General features: G+C 71.4%; 16 protein-coding genes. 11 read left to right on the top strand and 5 right to left on the bottom strand.

The window, feature by feature from the left end; genetic code table 11:
- Positions 1–3: 3 nt before the first annotated feature.
- From IE212_RS24170 to IE212_RS24130, 9 genes are all read left to right on the top strand, one after another.
- The gene (locus tag IE212_RS24170; RefSeq protein ID WP_190200023.1) at positions 4–1,512 is read left to right on the top strand and encodes a complex I subunit 4 family protein; all 1,509 of its coding nucleotides are present in this window, start codon (positions 4–6) and stop codon (positions 1,510–1,512) included.
- 5 nt (positions 1,513–1,517) lie between these two features.
- Complete coding sequence (locus IE212_RS24165) at positions 1,518–2,939, top strand: NADH-quinone oxidoreductase subunit N (protein WP_190200080.1); 1,422 nt, start codon at positions 1,518–1,520, stop codon at positions 2,937–2,939.
- Between the two features lie 118 nt (positions 2,940–3,057).
- A complete protein-coding gene (locus tag IE212_RS24160) occupies positions 3,058–3,522 on the top strand; it encodes a hypothetical protein (protein WP_190200022.1) in 465 nt (154 codons plus the stop codon).
- Positions 3,523–3,613: 91 nt separating this feature from the next.
- Entirely contained in the window at positions 3,614–4,294 is a 681-nt protein-coding gene (locus tag IE212_RS24155; protein WP_190200021.1) for a DUF305 domain-containing protein, read from the top strand.
- A gap of 131 nt (positions 4,295–4,425) precedes the next feature.
- Positions 4,426–5,289, top strand: a complete 864-nt coding sequence (locus IE212_RS24150; RefSeq protein WP_190200020.1) for a F510_1955 family glycosylhydrolase — start codon at positions 4,426–4,428, stop codon at positions 5,287–5,289.
- Between the two features lie 592 nt (positions 5,290–5,881).
- On the top strand, positions 5,882–6,286 hold the full coding sequence (locus IE212_RS24145; protein ID WP_190200019.1) for a hypothetical protein: 405 nt from the start codon (positions 5,882–5,884) through the stop codon (positions 6,284–6,286).
- Positions 6,283–7,089, top strand: coding sequence for a hypothetical protein (locus tag IE212_RS24140; protein ID WP_190200018.1), 807 nt, complete (start codon positions 6,283–6,285; stop codon positions 7,087–7,089). Before IE212_RS24145 ends, IE212_RS24140 begins: the two co-directional genes overlap by 4 nt.
- A 38-nt stretch (positions 7,090–7,127) precedes the next feature.
- A complete protein-coding gene (locus IE212_RS24135) occupies positions 7,128–7,649 on the top strand; it encodes a roadblock/LC7 domain-containing protein (RefSeq protein WP_190200017.1) in 522 nt (173 codons plus the stop codon).
- Between the two features lie 72 nt (positions 7,650–7,721).
- Positions 7,722–8,096 carry a roadblock/LC7 domain-containing protein gene (locus tag IE212_RS24130; protein ID WP_190200016.1) on the top strand — a complete coding sequence of 125 codons (375 nt, stop codon included), beginning with the start codon at positions 7,722–7,724 and terminating at the stop codon, positions 8,094–8,096.
- Between the two features lie 122 nt (positions 8,097–8,218).
- Here the strand turns inward: IE212_RS24130 and IE212_RS24125 are convergent, their stop codons facing one another.
- Both IE212_RS24125 and IE212_RS24120 read right to left on the bottom strand, forming a co-directional pair.
- A complete protein-coding gene (locus IE212_RS24125) occupies positions 8,219–10,636 on the bottom strand; it encodes an ABC transporter permease (protein WP_190200015.1) in 2,418 nt (805 codons plus the stop codon).
- Positions 10,633–11,325 carry an ABC transporter ATP-binding protein gene (locus tag IE212_RS24120; protein ID WP_190200014.1) on the bottom strand — a complete coding sequence of 231 codons (693 nt, stop codon included), beginning with the start codon at positions 11,323–11,325 and terminating at the stop codon, positions 10,633–10,635. The genes IE212_RS24125 and IE212_RS24120 overlap by 4 nt, the downstream gene beginning before the upstream one ends.
- A gap of 220 nt (positions 11,326–11,545) precedes the next feature.
- Between IE212_RS24120 and IE212_RS24115 the strand changes: the two genes are divergently transcribed.
- On the top strand, positions 11,546–12,844 hold the full coding sequence (locus IE212_RS24115) for a sensor histidine kinase (RefSeq protein WP_190200013.1): 1,299 nt from the start codon (positions 11,546–11,548) through the stop codon (positions 12,842–12,844).
- Positions 12,841–13,530, top strand: a complete 690-nt coding sequence (locus IE212_RS24110; protein WP_190200012.1) for a response regulator — start codon at positions 12,841–12,843, stop codon at positions 13,528–13,530. The genes IE212_RS24115 and IE212_RS24110 overlap by 4 nt, the downstream gene beginning before the upstream one ends.
- A 31-nt stretch (positions 13,531–13,561) precedes the next feature.
- On the opposite strand, the gene IE212_RS24105 is transcribed toward IE212_RS24110, so the two are convergent.
- From IE212_RS24105 to IE212_RS24095, 3 genes are all read right to left on the bottom strand, one after another.
- Complete coding sequence (locus IE212_RS24105; protein WP_190200011.1) at positions 13,562–14,056, bottom strand: lamin tail domain-containing protein; 495 nt, start codon at positions 14,054–14,056, stop codon at positions 13,562–13,564.
- Between the two features lie 144 nt (positions 14,057–14,200).
- On the bottom strand, positions 14,201–15,565 hold the full coding sequence (locus IE212_RS24100) for an FAD-dependent oxidoreductase (RefSeq protein WP_190200010.1): 1,365 nt from the start codon (positions 15,563–15,565) through the stop codon (positions 14,201–14,203).
- Positions 15,566–15,681: 116 nt separating this feature from the next.
- Positions 15,682–18,417: a SpoIIE family protein phosphatase gene (locus tag IE212_RS24095; protein ID WP_190200009.1), complete on the bottom strand. Its 2,736-nt coding sequence runs from the start codon at positions 18,415–18,417 to the stop codon at positions 15,682–15,684.
- Between the last annotated feature and the right edge of the window lie 12 nt (positions 18,418–18,429).

Genomic DNA, 18,429 nt, shown 5'->3' with positions numbered 1-18,429 from the left:
GCCGTGCTCACGGCCATCGTCCTGCTCCCGACCGCCACGGCGGCCCTCCTGCTGTGCGTGCCGCGCAGCGCGCCCCGCACTCTGTTCCTCACGGCCTGGGCGGTGACCACCGCCGCGGAGCTGCTCCTGACGGTGATCGTCTGGGCGGGGTACCAGGCCGACGGCGGTATGCGGTACGAGACGCGGGCCCGCTGGATCCCCAGCGCCGGCATCAGCTACCACGTCGGCGTCGACGGCCTGTCCCTGCCTCTGGTGGCCGTCACCTGCGTGCTGTTCCTCGCCTGCACCGCGTACGCGTGGCGCGAGACCCGACAGCCCCGGGAATTCGCGGCCCTGTTCCTCTTCCTCGAGACGACGTGCCTCGGCCTGTTCGTCGCCCTGGACCTGATCCTGTTCTTCGTCTTCTTCGACCTGTCCCTCGTGGCGATGTACTTCATCATCGCCGGGTGGGGTCACAAGGGCGCAGCCCGCGCCGCCCTGAAGTTCTTCCTCTACACCTTCATCGGCTCCCTCGCCCTGCTGCTCGGCTTCATCGGCCTCTACCTGGCGGCCGACCCGCACACCTTCGACATCGTCGAACTGACCGCAGACAACCCACTGGCCGGACGCGCGACGTACGGCGCCCTCGTCCTTTTCGCCATCGCCGTCGGACTGGCGGTGAAAACCCCGACCGTGCCCTTCCACACCTGGCTGCCACCCGCCCACACCGACGCCCCGGCCGCCGGATCGGCGATCCTCGCCGGAGTGCTGCTGAAGATGGGCACCTACGGCTTCCTGCGCATCGCCATGTCCGTCCTGCCCGACGCCTGGCGCGACTACGCCCTCGTCTTTGTGGTCGTCGGCGTGGTCTCCGTGCTCTACGGCGCCCTGGTCGCCCTCGCCCAGACCGACTTCAAACGCATGGTCGCGTACACCTCCGTCAACCACATGGGCTACATCATCCTGGCGATCGGCGCGGCCGGGGCCGTCGGCGCGAACCAGGAGGAGGCCCGGCGTCTGGCAGTCACCGGCTCCGTCTTCCAGATGGTCAGTCACGGACTTCTGACCGGGGCGCTGTTCCTGCTGTCCGGCGTGCTGTACGAGCGCGGGCGCACGTACGAGATGTCCGCGTACTCCGGCGTGGCCGGGCGGGCGCCCGTCTTCGCCGCTCTGACCGGCGTCGCCGCCTTCGCCTCGCTGGGGCTGCCGGGCTTCTCCGGCTTCATCGCCGAGTTCCAGATCCTCACCGGGAGCCTGGGCCCGGAGCCGGTCGCCACCGGCCTGGCCGTGCTCGGCATCCTGCTCACCGCGGGCCTGTTCCTGCGCGCCCTGCAACAGGTCTTCCTCGGGCCGCTGCGGCTACCGGTCGCCGCGCCCGGCACCGACCGGCCGTTCCCGGACATCCGGCTCCACGAAGGGATCGCGATCGTCCCGCTGCTGATCCTGGGCGTCGTCCTCGGCCTGGCTCCCCGGTTCGTCCTGGACGTCATCGAGCCCGCCTCGCGCACCGTGCTGGAGCTGCTGGCGCGATGAGCGAGATGACCGGGATGAACGAGAATCCCCTGGACCTCCTGCCCGAGGTCCTGCTCGCCGCGTCCGCCGTGCTCGGTCTGCTGCTCGGAGGCTGGCTTCCGCGCCGCCGGCAGTGGCTGACCGGAGCCCTGGCGGCAGTGGCCTGCACCGCGGGGATCGTGGCCGCCGCGATCGCCGCAGCCGGTCCCGAGGAGACGGCTTTCGGGGAGTCCTTCGCCCTGGACACGCTCACCGCCACCAGCCGGATCGTCATCCTCGGCGCCACGCTGCTGGTCCTCGCGCTCGCCATGCCGCGCCTGCACGCCGACCCACGCGAGACGGAGTTCCACGTCCTGCTCCAGCTCGCCTCCGCGGGCGCCCTGACGATGGCCGGGGCCCAGGACCTGCTCCTCCTCGCCGCCGGCTACCTGCTGGCCAGCGTGCCCGCCTACGCGCTCGCAGGGTTCCGCAAGGACGGCCCCGGAACCGAGGCGACCTTGAAGTTCTACGTCGTGGGTGCCCTTCTCGGCGTCGTGATGCTCGTCGGCATCACCGTCCTCCTCGCCGCCGGTCGCGCCACGTCGTACCCGATGCTGCGCACCGGACTCACGGAGGCACCCCCGGGGCTGGTCGCGACCGGCACGCTCGCCCTGCTCGCCGGTGTCCTGTTCAAGGCCGGAGCCGTGCCCGGCCACTTCTGGGTACCGGACGCGGTTCAGGGCAGCTCGGCACCGGTCGCCGCCTTCCTCACCACCATCCCCAAGGTCGGCGCGCTGGCGGCGTTCCATCGGCTCGCCGCCGTGCCGCTCGTGGACGCCGACCCGCAGTGGGCCGACCTGGTGGCGGTGTTCTCGGTGGCCTCGATGACATTGGGCAACCTGGCGGCCTTCTTCCAGCAGGACGTCAAGCGGCTGCTCGCGTACTCGACCATCAGCCAGGTCGGCTATCTCCTGCTTCCGGTTGCCGTCGCCGGACGCACCGGCCTCGACCAGGAGGCGCTGCTGTACTACCTGGCCGGGTACGCGCTGACGAACCTCGGCGCCTTCGCCGTCATCTGCGCACTCCCCGGCGCTCACACCATCGACGATTATCGCGGCCTGGCGCGGGCGCACCCGGCCCTGCTGGCCTCACTCGTCGTCTGCCTGCTGGGCCTGGTGGGCACGCCCCCGACCGCCGTCTTCCTCGGCAAGCTGGAAGCCTTCAGCGCCGCCTTCGACGGCGGCTACGCATGGCTCGCGGTCGTCGCGGCCGTGAACACGGTGGCCTCCCTCTTCTACTACCTGCGCTGGATCGCCCCGGCGTTTCTCTCGCGCGGGCGCGCGGGTGATCCGGGCGCGATGTCAAGATCAGCCGCGGTCGTCGCCTACGGGACAGCCACCGGATCCGTCCTGCTCGGGCTGCTCGGCGGGACCGTCCTGGACCTGCTCGGCGGACCGCTCGCGCGGTGAAGGACAAGGTGGTTCTTCGGCCTTTCGAGGCACCCCCTGCCTTCGAGGGCCGGTTTGGGGGCGGGGCGCGATCGGGTCGCGGCGCCGTTCCGGGGATCGACTCAGTAGCATGTCCGGCATGTTGCGTGTGAGCAGTCGGCTGCGTGTGGGAGGGGCCCTCGGGTACCTCCTGCTGGTCGCCGCGCTCACCTTCGGCGTGTTCGCCATGCACACGATGGGTCATCCCGAGCACTCGTCCGGCTCAGGCACAGGCGGCGCACCCCATACGGTCGCCGGCACGCACCAGGGCGAGACGGCTCCGGGGGCTGCCGAGACCCGGATCCCCACAGACCCCGTGGCAATGGCGGACTATGGGGCGGTCGCACCGACCGAACCGACCGCGGACGGGCCCTTGCCGGGCATGGACGTGCTGTCCGTATGCGTTGCGGTGCTCACCGGATGGCTGCTGTGGCTGTTCCTGGGCGCGGCGGCTCGCCGTATGGAGCGGCTGACGGCCCTGCTCGCCCGAGCGATGGCCGTGCTGCGTCCCCTCCAGCCACCGCCCAGACCTCTCCTCGCTCAGCTGTCAGTCCTGCGGATATAGGCCGGACCCGCGGCGCGGGCTTCGCATGCCCGCGCACACCGCGTGTACCGCCACATTCACCGCAGAACCGATCAAGCGAGGTTCGACACACATGACCGCACACAACCCTGCCCTGAATCGTCGCCTTCGTCGCCGTATGACGATCGTCAGCACCGTCGCCGCGGGCGGGCTGCTGCTCGCCGCCTGCGGCGGGGACGACATGGAGGGCATGGACCACGGGAGCGGCAGCTCCGCCTCCGCCACGTCCACGCCCACGGCGGCCGACAACCCGGCGCCCGGTGCGTTCAACGACGCGGACGTCATGTTCGCGCAGATGATGATCCCGCACCACGAGCAGGCCCTGGAGATGTCCGAGCTCGCGGACGGCCGGGCCTCGGACGCGGAGGTCAAGGCCCTGGTCGCGGACATCGAGAAGGCACAGGATCCCGAGATCCGGACCATGAGGTCCTGGCTGAAGGCCTGGGGCAAGCCGGAGTCCGCCGAGGAGGGCATGCCGGGCATGGACCACGGGTCCGGCGGCGTGGACCACGGGGCCGGGATGTCCGGGATGATGTCCGAGGGTGACATGAAGAAGCTCCAGGCCGCCAAGGGCACCGAGTTCGACCGGATGTTCGCGGAGATGATGATCGACCACCACGAGGGCGCGATCACCATGGCGGAGGGCGAGCAGAAGAACGGCCGCAACGCCACGGCCAAGAAGCTCGCCGCCGATGTCGTGAAGACCCAGTCCGCCGAGGTCGCGAAGCTCGAGAAGATCCTCGACCGGCTCTGATCCACATCCACCCACCGACCGCCCAGGGCTCCACGGCGCGCGCCCGAGGAGCCCGGGCGGTCGTCCCCTTTGCCACCGTCACCGCGATCGGCCGTCGCCGCTGCGGTGTGCCCGCACGCCCGCGAGGAATCATGAACAAGCGTTTTGCCGCCATGGCAGCCACGGCCCTGGCTCTCACACTCTCCCTGGCTGCCTGCTCCGGCAGTGGAGACCACTCGGACTCCACCGGCCCCACCGCGTCCGGGAGGACCGTGAGCCACATCCACGGTCTCGGTCTGGACCCCGCCGACCAGCGCCTGTACGTCGCCACCCACGAAGGCGTCTACACCCCCGACGCCGAGGGGGAGCCGGAGCTGGTCGGAAACAGCAAGGACGACTTCATGGGCTTCACCGTGTCCGGGGCGAAGACCTTCTACGCCAGCGGCCACCCGGCCTCCGGCGGCAACAAGGGGCTCATCAAGAGCACCGACGCGGGCAAGACCTGGAAGTCCCTGTCCTTGTCCGGCGAGTCCGACTTCCACGCCCTGGACTTCGCCCACGGCACGGTCTACGGCTACGACTCCACCAACGGTCTGGTGCGCACGACCGAGGACGGCGTCTCCTGGAAGGACGGCGCGCGGGTGGAGGCCATCGACATCGCGGTCAGCCCGCAGGAACCCGACATCGTGCTCGCCACCACCGCAGACGGCGCAGCCCGGAGCGCCGATGGTGGCAGCACCTTCGCCAAGGGTGAGAAGCCCGTGAGGGCCTTCCTCTCCTGGGCGGCGAAGGACGCCTTGTACGGCATCGACACCTCCGGCGGCGTACACCGCAGCAGCGACGGCGGCAGGACCTGGAAGAAGGCCGCCACCGTGCCGGGCGGCCAGCCCCAGGCGCTCACCGCGGTCGACGTCGAGCACGTCCTGGCAGCCACCCCGGCCGGGGTGTACGAGTCGAAGGACGGCGGCAACGCGTTCACGAAGCGCCTCGCCGTCGACACGAGCGGCGCCCACTGAGCGGTATCTCCCAATCTTTGACGCCGACAACCCCGGCCAGTGGATGCTTCACTGCGGACCGGTGCTCGCCGGCTATGACCCGGCGTGCCAGCAGGAGGCAGAGAAACCGAAGAGGTGGGCGGGGCCCGCTCGTCGACGTAGACGGGCCGGATGCGCGGGCTGGGTACCTGTGCGCGGCTGGGCTTACGGGTCTGACGTGCCAGACGGCCGGTCGCCGGACTCGCGTGAGGCCGGACAGGGGTTCGGTGAGTGTGCGGATGGCGTCGGGGGTGAGTGCGGGCATCGGGCCGTGGCACGGGGCTTTGGGGCAGCGGCGGGTCCGGGCCCCGAAGTCTGCGTCGCGGCCGACGTGATACCCGGCTGCCCGGGGTCGGCCGACAGCATCGGCTAAGGCGCTGGTCGGAGCGCGATTCGAGAGTCCCGCAGCTTGGCGGGACAGGTCCTGTTCGCTTCGGATCGATCACGTCGCACCCCTGCCCGCTCCGCTGCACATTCCTTTGGAAAATGCCAAAGCGTTCACCTGGGCCAAGCACACACCGTAGTGTCGTGCTCACGTTCGCGGGAACGGCCGTGCAGGGGGAGGGGATTCGGCGTGCCCGGAATCGACGAGAGTCTGCTGGAAGCCATGCGGTTGCCCGGCGCGCGAGGGGCGTCGGTGGTCGACTGGATCAGCGGTCTTGCCCTGGGCGCCGTGGGTGACGCACCGGGGGGAGACGTGGAGGCGACGGCCGCCGAGACCGCCGAACTCGCCCGTCTCGCCACGGAGAGCGGCGCCCTCGCCGCGGTCGGCGGCGACCCGGGCGGGTCGTCCGGCAAGGAACCACCCGTGCAGGACCTGATCGTCACGAACACGGACTCGTACCACCTGCTCAGGTTCGTCAGCACCACCTTCGACAGCACCGTCTTCGTGCACTTATGGCTCGACCGCGCCGAGGGCAACCTCGCCCTGGCCCGCATCCGGCTGGCCGAGATGGCGGACAGACTGGTGCTCGGATGATCACGTCGGCCCTGACCCCACGCACGGACGAACCGGCCTCGTCCCTGCTCGGCACCCTGGCCGCGGAAGGCGCGAGCGGCGCCCTGTCCACCGAGTCGGGGATCGTCTACCTCGCGGCGGGGCACGTCGTCCACGTCGAGTCCGCCCTCACCCCCGACCTCGGCGACCTGCTCACCCACAGCGGTGCGCTCGCCCCGGACGGCTGGTGGCAGGCGATCGACCAGGCCGGGCGCGGCTGCCGCGTCGGCCGTCAGCTGGTGGACGGCGGGCACCTCGCCGCCGGCGCACTGGAACTGTGCCACCTGGGCGCCCTGTTCGACGCGGCGTACTTCGTTTTCGCGCACGACGGGCCGGCCCTGCGCTTCCGCCCCGGAGTCGCGCACTGGCTGGGCGCGGTCCGCCCCGTACCGGTGGACACGGTGCTGCGCGAGTCGAGACGCCGCCGCGAACTGCTGCACCGCATATGGCCGGACCCCGCCGTCGACCTCGCCCCGCTCGCCCGGGTGCGGACGGACACCGTGGACCTGCCGGCCCGCCGCAGCCGTACCCTCGCCCAGGTCGACGGTGTCCGCACCGCCGCCCAGATCGCCACGGCCCTCGCCTGCCGCACCTTCCACACCCTCGTGGAACTCCGCCGCCTGGCCGCCGCCGGGCTGGTCGTCCCCGTCGTCCCCACCGCAACCCCCGCCCCCGCCCACGCCCCCGCGTCCGCCGCACCGGGACCCGCCCCTCGTCCGGCCACACCGGACGAGCCCGACACCGCACTGCTGCGACGGCTCCTGCACGCCTTGGAGGCACTGTGATCCGCGCGCGACGACAGCGTGCCGAAAGGAGACAGCTCATGGCCGTCGAGACCGACGTCCTGGACGAACTGCGGCGGCTCCGCACCCGCGTACCCCGGCTGACGGGCTCACTCGCGGCCACCGTCGACGGACTGGTCCTCGCCCACGACGTGCCGGAAACCGAACCGGAGGGACTCGCGGCTCTCACCGCCGCCGCCCTCGGCGTCGCCTACCGCATGACCGACGCCGCAGGCCGGGGCGACTTCCGCGAACTGCTGGTGCGCGGCTCCGGGGGCTACGTCGCCACCTACGCGGCCGGAGCGACCGCCGTCCTCACCCTCCTCGCCGAAGACCGGGTCAACGTCGGCCGCCTGCATCTCGAGGGCCGGCGCAGCGGCGCCCGGATCGCCGGCCTGGTGACCACCCGGGTGGGCCCCGGTACCGGCCGCCACGCCGACCGGCCCGCGCCCGCCGAACACCTCGCCACGGCGCCCCCGGCCACGGCCCGCCCCATCGGGACCCTCCCGGTACGCACCCCGCAGCGGCCCACCCACCAGCCGCGCCCGCAGACCGGGACCTGAGCCGCCCGAATCTACCGACCTACCGACAAACACCGAACGAAGAAACAACCAGCTAACGAAAGGAACCGCCTCATGGCGAACACGGAGACCGCGCTGAAGGAATGCCTGAGCTCCATCGACGGAGCCACGGCCGCCGCCCTCGTCGACTACACCAGCGGCATGGCCCTCGGCACCCTCGGCGGCAGCAAGGACTTCGATCTGGAAGTCGCCGCGGCCGGCAACACCGACGTCGTACGGGCCAAGCTGCGCACCATGGAACACCTGGGGCTGAAGGAGGAGATCGAGGACATCCTCATCACCCTGAACTCGCAGTACCACCTCATCCGCCTGCTCAAGGGGCGCGGCGGCAGCGGGCTGTTCCTCTACCTCGTGCTCGACGGGAGCCGGGCCAACCTGGCGATGGCCCGCCACCAGCTCCGCCGCATCGAGGCCGACCTGGAGGTCTGAGCCGGCAGGACCCGACGGAGCCCTCCGCGACCGGAACGGCGCGGAGGGCTCCGGGCCGGGCGGCCCGGCCCTCCCCGGCGGACTGGGCGGATCCGCTCCAGCGGATCGAGCTCCGCCGGACGCTACTCGGTGCGCAGCGCCGAGGCGGTACGCGCCCTGGCCGCCCAGCCGGCCGGGATCAGCGCGCCCAGTACCGCGATCACCACCCCGCCCAGCCCCAGCAGGAGCAGCTGAACCGGCTCGTACACATCGAGGACGGCCGACGGCAGACCGGTGCCCACCGCATGCCCCATCACCGGCATGACGAGTCCGTGCAGCGCGTACCCCGCCGGCACGCCGATCAGCCCGCCGATCACACCGATCGCGGTCACCGAGGCGAGCACGAGGCTCAGGACCTGCCACGGCGTCATGCCGATCGCCTTGCAGACACCCAGGTCGTGGACGCGTTCCCGGGTGTCCAGGACAACGGAGTTGAGGACGCCGAGACCGGCCACGGAGACCAGCATCAGGGTGAGCAGCACCGCCATCGCGGACATGATGAGGATGACGCCATCCTGCCCCGAGGGGGCGTTGGCCGTGGCGTCACCGCCCAGCGGACGGACGGCCGCGGCGACCTTCCGGGCGTACTCGCCGGCCCGGACACCGGGCCTCACCTCCACCAGGAAGGCACTGGGCACGGCCGACGCGAAGTCGGCCATGTCCGCGTGAATCTCCAGTTCGCTGCCCGAGGTGTCGAAGGACTCGCCCACGATCCGCAGGTTCGCGGTCTCCTTCTCGTAGGTCACCCGCACCGTGTCACCGATCTTGGTACTGGTCCTCTCCAGGAAGCGCGTGGGCACCACCACCTGCCCCCTGCCCGTGATCCACCGCCCGGAGATCATCTCGTAGCTGCCGGAGCGCGAATCGCCCTCGTAGAGGCTGGCCTGAACCGGACCGGAGATCCCGGCCACGGCCACTTCGGTCTCCGTCTTGCCGTAGTACGACCCCGTGCCCGCCTGCGACGTGATGGCGGACCGCACCTTCGCCGGGTCGGCGACCCTGGGTTCGTGCGTGCCTGCCACGCTGCCGCCCGCGGGGGACGGGTTCGCCGCGCCGCCCCCCACGGGAGGAGGCGGCGGGGGAGCGACATCGTTCGGCTGGGTGGTCGTGACCGTGACCGCGGCACGGCTCTCGGGATCCTGCGAGGCGCCGATCGCGGTGAGGGAAGAGGTCAGCCCTACCGCGAAGGTCGCCGCGACCGTACCGAACGCCACCGCGAGCAGCATGGCGAGGGCACGGACCGGATGCGTGAAGGGGGTGGCGAGACCGTAGGTCACCGCCCGGGGCAGCGGCAGCAGCCCGATCGCCCGGTGCGCCCACTGGCCGCGCCCTGTGCGCGGCGACCGGCCGACCGCGATGGCTTCGACGGTACGCAACCTCCCGGCCCGCAGAGCGGGAACCAGCGCCGCCAGCCCCACGATGACCAGGGCGGCGGCCGGCACCGTGACGTCCACCCACCAGGCCACAGAGAGCGAGACGGTGCCGTACACCGCCGCTGTGTCCGAGAGCAGCGGCACCGCCAGGAGGTTTCCCAGCACGGCCCCCAGGGCGATGCCGGCGCCGGCCGGGATCAGCGCCTGGGCCACGTAGGCGCGAACGACCTCGCCCGGGGTGAAGCCGATGGCCTTGAGAATGCCGATCCTGCGCAGACTGGTGCCGACCGCGCCACTGATCACACTGCTGACGATGATCACCGACATCACGATGCCGAGCACGCCGAAAGCCATCATGAACGGGACGGTCGCCGCCGCGCCCTGATCGGCGACGCGTTTGGTGTCCAGCCAGGACTGCGTACCCAGCAGCGCCCCGGGCCCCGCGGAGGCGGCGAGCTTCTTCCGGCTGGCGAGGATCTGCTCCTTCGTGCTCGCGGCGTCGAAGCGGTAGAGCATCTGGCTCGTGACCGGGTCGCCCTTCGACGCCAGTGCGTCGACCTGCGCGGGAGTCGCCCAGGAGTCGGCGGTCCTGCTGACCGACACGGCGAAGCCGACGATCGAAAGGGTCGGGGCGCCCGGGGTGTCCGAGGTCTTCAGTGGGGCGCCGATCTGGATGGTGGGCCCCTCGAACGACGCGTCGAGCACGATTTCGCCCGGCCTCTGCGCCCACCGGCCGGACTTCAGATCCACGCGGTCCACGTCGCCGCCCGGACCGGACCGTCCGACCAGGGTCAGCGTCGGCAAGGGGAAGCCCGTCCGGTCCACCGGGCGGAACGCCGTGGACGGGTGCGGTCCCGAACTCGCGGTGACGCCGGGCAGCCCTCCGGTCCCCGCCAGCCGCGCCGTACTCGTCTTGGCCGGATCGAACTGGGCGGTGATGTGCGCCCCTTGCTGCCTCGCGAAGGCGCGGTCGAAGGGCGCGGCCGCGGCGACCATCAGCGACCCGGCGACCACGGCCGACGCCACGGCCATCATGGTGGCCACGGCGATCACCACTGTCTGCACCCGCCGCCGGCCCACCCGGGAGCGTACGACCCGGGCCATCGCGCCGGTACCGAACAGCCTCATCGGACGGCCCGCGCGTGGGAGTCGAGGGCGACGTGACCGTCGACCAGGTGAAGAGTGCGGCTCGCGCAGGCCTGCGCCAGTGTCAGGTCGTGCGTCACCAGCACGATGGTCTGTCCGGCGCGGTGCAGATCCGTCAGCAGATCGCGGACGTCGTGGCCCGAGGAGGTGTCCAGCGCACCGGTGGGCTCGTCGGCGAGCAGCAGCGCGGGCCGGTTGACCAAGGCCCGGGCGACCGCGACCCGTTGGCGTTCGCCCCCGGACAGCCGGCCCGGGTAGGCGCGGGCGTGCTTCTGGATGCCCAGCATCTCCATGAGCTCACCCGCTCGGGCCGCGGCGCTGCGCCGACTGGTCCCGGTCAGCTGGGCCGGGAGCTGAATGTTGTCGGTGACGGTGAGGTCGTCGAGGAGGTTGAAGAACTGGAAGGCCATGCCGATGTGCTCGCGCCGGAACCTGGCGAGGGCGTGCTCGCTCAACTGGTCGATCCGCCGCCCGGCCACGGTCACGGCGCCGCTGGTCGGCTTGTCCAGGCCGGCCACCAGGTTCAGCAGCGTGGACTTGCCGCTGCCGGAAGGGCCCGTCACGGCAAGGGCCTCGCCTTTGGCGACGCTGAGGGTGAGCGGTCCGAGCGCCGGCGCGTCGGCGCTGTCGTAGCGCTTCGCCACACCCTCCAGTTCGATCACTTGGTGCATATGAGTTGTCCGTCCTTGCGGTCGCGAGAGGCACATCCCGGTGCCGGTCCTGCGAACCTAGGCGTGCCAGGCACGGGGCGAATCGGCCGCGGAACCGACATCGGGTCCTGCCTGCGGAGGGTCCGGCCGCGGAGTCATCCTTGAGGAGGAGGCCTCCGGGGCGATGCCCTGACCGGACAGGTGGACGCGGGCCGGGCGCGGAGCGCCGCACAATGCTCGGATGGAGAGGGAAGGCCGGCGCAGCCGGCACCAGCAACTCATCGACGCGTTACGCCCGGAGGCGAAGGCCGCTCCGCTGTCCCGGCGAGCGGTGCGGGCCGATGCGGTGCTGGCGGTCGTACTGACCGCCGGTGCCCTGTTCGTGTCGGTGCGCTATCCCGGCGGCGGGCCGGTGGACCTCAACCCCCCTGCGGTGGACACCGGGACCGGGATTCCGGCCCCGCCCCCGCCGCCCGGCCCCGGTCACGTGCCCGTGGAGGAAGAACCAACCCCCGTGCCCTGGGCCCTGGTCGTCCTTTCGACGCTGCCGCTGGCCGCCCGGCGCCGGTATCCGCTGACCTTGTTCGTGGTGGTGCTGGGGGCGGCACTGGCCATCGGCGGCTCCGCCTCCTGGATCACCGTCCTGGCCTGTGTCATCGCCGCCTACAGCGCCGTCGTGTACAGCCGATACCGGATAGCAGCGATCGCCGTCCTGGTGAGCGCCGCCGCGCTGTCCGGCTTCGCTTTCCGCGACGCGGAACCCGTGCTCCCCGGATGGTCCAGCCCAGGGTTCGTGCTCCTGGTGGCAGGGATGCTGGCCAGCCTCGTCCGCTTGTCGCAACTGCGGCTGGCCTCCAGCCGGGACCGGGTCAAAGAACTGCAGGCCGCCCAGGAGGAGGCCACCCGGCGTGCCGTCGAGGAGGAGCGTGCGCGCATCGCCGCAGAACTGCACGACGTCGTGACCCACAATGTGAGCGTGATGGTGATCCAGGCCGGCGCGGCCCGCACAGTGATGGACATGGCGCCCGAGCAGTCGAAGGAGGCACTGCTGGCCGTCGAGGCGGGAGGCAGGGCCGCCATGGCCGAACTCCGCCACGTGATGGGCCTGCTGGCCGCCCCGGACCACGAGAGGCCCGACAGCCTGGAGCCCCAGCCCGGGCTCGCGCAGCTCGACGCGCTCGTCGCACGCGTTCGCGCCGCCGGTACGCCCGTGAGCGTCGGGGTGTCGCTGCCTCCGGAGCCGCTGCCACCAGGGGTGGACCTCGCGGCGTATCGCGTCGTACAGGAGGCGCTGACCAACACGATCAAACACGCGCGCGGCGCGCGGGCGTCCGTGTCCATCGGTTACACCGACGCCTGTCTGGAGATCGAGATCACGGACACCGGTGGTACCGATGATTCCCCGCCGGTGCCGGGCAACGGCCGTGGCCACATGGGACTGCGCGAGCGGTTGGCCGTGTACGAGGGCGAGCTGACGGCCGGACCGGCGCCGACCGGCGGCTACCGGGTGACGGCCCGCATCCCACGGAGCGCGGTATGACCGCCGACCGGCAGCCGCTGCGCGCCGTCATCGCCGACGACCAGGCCCTCGTACGCACCGGTTTCAAGATGATCCTGGCCGCGGACGGCATCGAGGTGGCGGCCGAGGCCGCCGACGGGGCCGAGGCGGTCGCAGCGGTTCGCCGTACGCGGCCCGACGTCGTCCTCATGGACATCCGGATGCCCGAGATGGACGGCATCGAGGCCACCAGGCGCATCGTGGGAGACGCGGGCCAGGCCGGAACGCGGGTCGTCATCCTCACCACGTACGACCTGGATCACTACGTCTACGCCGCGCTCACGGCCGGCGCCAGCGGCTTCCTGCTCAAGGACGTCACCCCCGAACACCTGGTGTCCGCCTTGCGCCTGGTGCGGACCGGCGACGCTCTCCTCGCGCCCGCGATCACTCGCCGGCTGATCGAGCGCTTCGCCCCTCACGACGAACCGCAGATCACCGCCCCGCACCGCGATCTGTCCGGCCTGACCCCGCGTGAACTCGAGGTGCTCCGCCTCCTCGCGACGGGCCTCAGCAACGCCGAACTCGCCTCCCGGCTGTTCCTCAGCCCGACCACGGTCAAGAGTCACGTCGGCCGCATCCTGTCGAAGCTGGATCTGCGCGACCGCGTCCAGGCCGTGGTCTTCGCCTACGAGACGGGGCTCATCTCCCCCGGTGGGGCGCCCAGATGACGGGAGAGGCCGGGGAAGCCGCGGCAAAAGGTCAGCCGTGGTACGTGATGTACCCGTTGCCGTCGCTGTCGGAGCCGCTCGCGGTGTACGAGTGCACGTCGGCACGGCTGCCGGACGGCTTGTACACGTAGATCGTGTCCCTGTCGTTGTTCCACATGAAGTTGCAGTTGTCGCGGTACACGACGTTGCCGGCGTCGGAGTCGGAGCCGTTGCCGCCGCGCAGCTTCACGTAGTCACCCGGCTGAAGGGTGTGGTTCGCGGTGAAGGTGAACTTGTTGCCCGCGGCGTCCTTCACGACGTAACCCTTGAGGTTCACGGTCGTGGACCGCGAGTAGTTCTTGATGGTCAGGTACTCCTCGTCGGTGTTCCCCGTCGAGCAGCGGTTGGAGTCGGTCCCGGGGGCGTTGTACTGGATGCCCCGGATCTTCAGAGCGGAGTCGTACTCGGCGGCCTGGGCCGGGACCGCCGTCAGGGCGGTCAGGGCTCCGGCAGCGACGGCCGTGGTGGCGACAAGGCGTATGCGCATGGACGTTCGTCCCCCCTTGCAGGACCTTACTGTGAAGGTCATGTGATGGTTCGGTGAAGCATCCGGATCGTACACGCTTCAAGTACGTAGAAGGGCGGGCCCGGTGACATTGCCACCGAACCCGCCCCGGGGGGTGCGTGAGCGTCAGGCGCCGCTCGCCCGCAGCATGTCCTCACGCTCGACGATCTTCACGCGCTCGCGCCCCTCGGGCTCACCCAGCGCCTTCTCGGCGGCGTCCAGCCGGTACCAGCCGTCCCAGGTGGTGAAGCGGACGTCGCGCTCGGCGAGGAACGCGTCCACGGCCTCGGGCGCGGGAGAGGCGGGCGTGTGCAGCCGGCCGTTCGCGTAGTCGTCCAGCAGGTTCGCGACCGTCTCGTTCGCGTCGCCCTTGGTGTGCCCGATGAGGCCCACGGGCCCGCGCCGGATCCAGCCGGTGACGTATGTGGACTGCAGGTGCTCGCCGGACTCCTGCACGACCCGGCCGCCCTCGTCCGGGACCGTCCCCGAGTCGATGTCCCAGGGCAGCTTGGGGAGTTTGTCGGACAGATAGCCGACGGCCCGGTAGACCGCCGTGACGTCCCAGGTCTTGAACGTGCTCGTGCCCTTGACGTTGCCCGTGCCGTCGAGTTCCGTGCGCTCGGTGCGCAGCCCGACGACCTTGCCGTCCTCACCGAGGATCTCGACCGGGGACTCGAAGAAGTGCAGGAAGAGCTTGTGCGGCCGGTCGCCGGTGTCGCGGATCGCCCAGTTCTCCAGGGTCTTGGCGACCATGTCGGCCTGCTTGTTGCCGCGCCGGGTCGCGATCGAGCCCTCGTCGTAGTCGATGTCCTCGGGGTCGACGATGACCTCGATGTTGGGGGAGTGGTCCAGCTCCCGCAGCTCCATCGGGCTGAACTTCGCCTGGGCGGGGCCCCGGCGGCCGAACACGTGGATTTCCTTGGCCCGGTTGGTCTTCAGACCCTCGTAGACGTTCGGCGGGATCTCCGTCGGCAGCAGCTCGTCCGCCGTCTTGGCCAGCACCCGCGCGATGTCGAGCGCGACGTTGCCGACGCCGAGCACGGCGACCTTCTCCGCCTCCAGCGGCCAGGTGCGCGGCACGTCCGGGTGGCCGTCGTACCAGGACACGAAGTCGGCGGCGCCGTACGAGCCGTCGAGGTCGATGCCCGGGAGGGACAGCGCGCGGTCGGCCATCGCGCCGGTGGCGAAGATGACGCCGTCGTAGAACGCGCGCAGGTCGTCCAGGCCGATGTCGGTGCCGTAGTCCACGTTGCCGAAGAGCCGGATCTGCGGCTTGTCGAGGACCTGGTGGAGGGCCGTGATGATGCCCTTGATCCGCGGGTGGTCGGGGGCGACGCCGTAACGGATCAGGCCGAACGGCGCCGGCATGCGCTCGAAGATGTCGATGGACACGCCGGGTTCGGTGGCCACCTCGGACTTGAGCAGGGCGTCGGCGGCGTAGATCCCGGCGGGGCCGGATCCGACGATGGCTACCCGCAGGGGGCGGGGCATGGTCAGGTTCCCTTCGAACGGCGACAAGCGATCTCGCCGTGAAGCCTAAGCTAAGGCATGCCTAAGTCGGTATGCGGGTCCGGTCTATGAGCTCATAAGGCGACTTTATGAGCCGCTCACGGCAATGGCTGCTCCGCCCAGATGACCTTCCCCGCCGGCAGGTACCGCGTCCCCCACCGCTCGGCGAGCTGCGCGACGAGGAAGAGCCCGCGGCCGCCCTCGTCGTTCATCGTCGCGTACCGCAGGTGCGGCGACGTGCTGCTGCTGTCGAACACCTCGCAGATCAGGTTCCTCTCGCGCAGCACCCGCACGTGAATGGGGCCGCCGCCGTACCGGAGCGCGTTGGTGACCAGCTCGCTCAGGATGAGCTCGGTGGTGAAGGTCAGCTCGTCCAGGCCCCACTCGGACAGCTGCCGGGTGACCGCCGCCCGCACCTCGCCCACGGCCGCCGGGTCGGCCGGTACCGGCCATTCGGCGACCTGGTCGGAGGCGAGCGCCCGGGTACGCGCGACGAGCAGGGCGATGTCGTCGCTGGAGCGTGCCGTGAGCTGGGAGTCGAGCACCTCCCGGCAGGTGTCCTCGGGGGACTCGCCGGCCCGGCTCAGCGCTTCTCTCAGCATCTCCAGCCCGACGTCGATGTCCCGCTCGCGGTCCTCGACCAGCCCGTCGGTGTAGAGGACGAGCCGGCTGCCCTCCGGCAGCTCCAGTTCGGCCGTCTCGAACGGCAGTCCGCCGAGCCCGAGCGGGGGACCGGCGGGCACGTCCGGGAACTCGACGCCGCCGTCGGGATGGATCAGGGCCGGCGGGGGATGCCCGGCCCGTGCGACGGTGCACCGCCGGGAGACCGGGTCGTAGACGGCGTACAGGCAGGTCGCGCCGGTGACCGGGGCGCTGCCCTCCACCTCCGTCTCGTCCTGGTCGATGCGGCCGACCAGCTCGTCCAGCAGGCTGATCAGCTCGTCGGGCGGGAGGTCGAGCGAGGAGAAGTTGTGCACGGCGGTGCGCAGCCGCCCCATGGTGGCCGCGGCGTGCAGCCCATGACCGACGACGTCCCCGACCACGAGCGCGACCCGTGTTCCCGAGAGCGGGAGCACGTCGAACCAGTCGCCGCCCACCCCGGCCTGCGCGGGCAGGTAGCGGTAGGCGATCTCCAGCGCCCCCTGCTCGGGCAGGCTGCGGGGGAGCAGGCTGCGCTGGAGGGTCACCGCCATGCTGTGCTCGCGGGTGTAGCGGCGTGCGTTGTCGATGGAGACGGCGGCCCGCGCCACCAGTTCCTCCGCCAGGGCCAGCTCGTCCTCGTCGAAGGGCTCCGGCTTCTCGCAGCGCCAGAAGCTGACCACGCCCAGCACCAGGGTGCCGGCGCGCAGTGGCACCGTGATCAGGGAGTGGATGCCGTACTCCACGACCTGCGCGGAGCGTTCGAGGTCCTGAGCCCGCCAGCCGGGGGCCTCGCCCAGCCTGGGTTCCAGCAGGGGCCGGCCGGTGGCGAGGCTGCGGCCCTGCGGGGATGACCCGACGAACCGGATGCGCTCGCCGACGGGGTAGAGCGGGGCGTCCTTGCGGATGCCGCCCAGCGCCGTGCGGCTCAGCCTGGCCGCGGCGTCCGGCTGACCGCCGCCCAGCACCGCGTCGAACAGGTCCACGGTGACGAAGTCGGCGAACCGGGGCACGGCCAGCTCGGTCAGCTCCTCGGCCGTACGCGTCACGTCGAGGCTCGTCCCGATGCCCACCCCGGCGTCGTACAGCATGTTGAGCCGTTCCCGCGCCGTCTCCGCCCGGCCGGACAGCGCGCGCAGTTCCGTCGAGTCGCGCAGGGTGGCGACACTGCCGGGCGGCACCCCCGCACGGTCCGTGGTGCGCTGGTTGACGGCCAGCAGCCGGTCCCCGACCAGGTGCACCTCGTCCGTGGCGACGCGCCCGGAGGCCAGCAGGCCGGCGATACCCGGGTCCAGACCCAGACCGCGGACGGGCCGGCCCTCGGCGTCGGCCGGCAGCCCGAGCAGGCGGTGCGCCTCGTCGTTGGCGAGCAGCAGGGTGCCCTCGTCGTCGACGATGAGCACGCCCTCGCGCACGGCGTGCAGCACCGCGTCGTGATGTTCGTACATCCGGGTCATCTCGTGCGGCCCCAGCCCATGGGTCTGGCGCAGCAGCCGCCTGCTCACCAGCGCGGCGCCCGCCGTCGCCAGGGCGAGCGCCACCGCGGCGGCCGACAGCACGAGCGGCAGCTGGCGGTCGGCGGTGCCGCCGACGTTCTTCGTCGTCATCCCCGCCGACACCAGGCCGACGACCTGGCCGTCCGGTGCCTTCACCGGCACCACGGCCTGCACCAGGCGGCCGATGGTGCCCTCGACCTCCTCGGTCACCGCCTTGCCGGCCAGCGCGGGCGCGATCGTCCCGACGAACTTCTTCCCGATGCGGTCCGGTTTGGGGTGGGTGTAGCGGATCCCGTCGGTGTTCATGACGACGACGAAGTCGACCTTCGACTGTTTACGGGCGGCCTCGGCACGCGGCTGGAGGACCGCCGTGGGGTCGGGGCTCTCCAGCGCCTCGATCGTGCCCGGCGCGTTGGCGAAGGTCTCCGCCACGGCGAGCGAGCGGTTGCGGGCCTCCTGTGTGGTGTCGTGCCGCACCTGGAGCACCAGCGCCCCCACGGCCGCCACCACCAGCAGCAGCACGATCACCACGACGAGCAGGAACACCTGTCCGGCGACACTGCGCCCGCCCAGCACCGAACGCAGCCCCGCCACCGGATGCCACCGCGACGGGCCCGCCTCCCGTTGCCGCCGTCCGGGCGGGGCAGCGCCGGGCCGCTGGGGCGATCGAGTCCCGGATCGACCCAAGAGTCGGACCATGTGCCATGTCTA

It is taken from the genome of Streptomyces djakartensis, from assembly GCF_014651075.1.
Classification (GTDB): Bacteria; Actinomycetota; Actinomycetes; order Streptomycetales; family Streptomycetaceae; genus Streptomyces; species Streptomyces djakartensis.
This window is presented reverse-complemented; position numbering and strand designations above follow the sequence as displayed.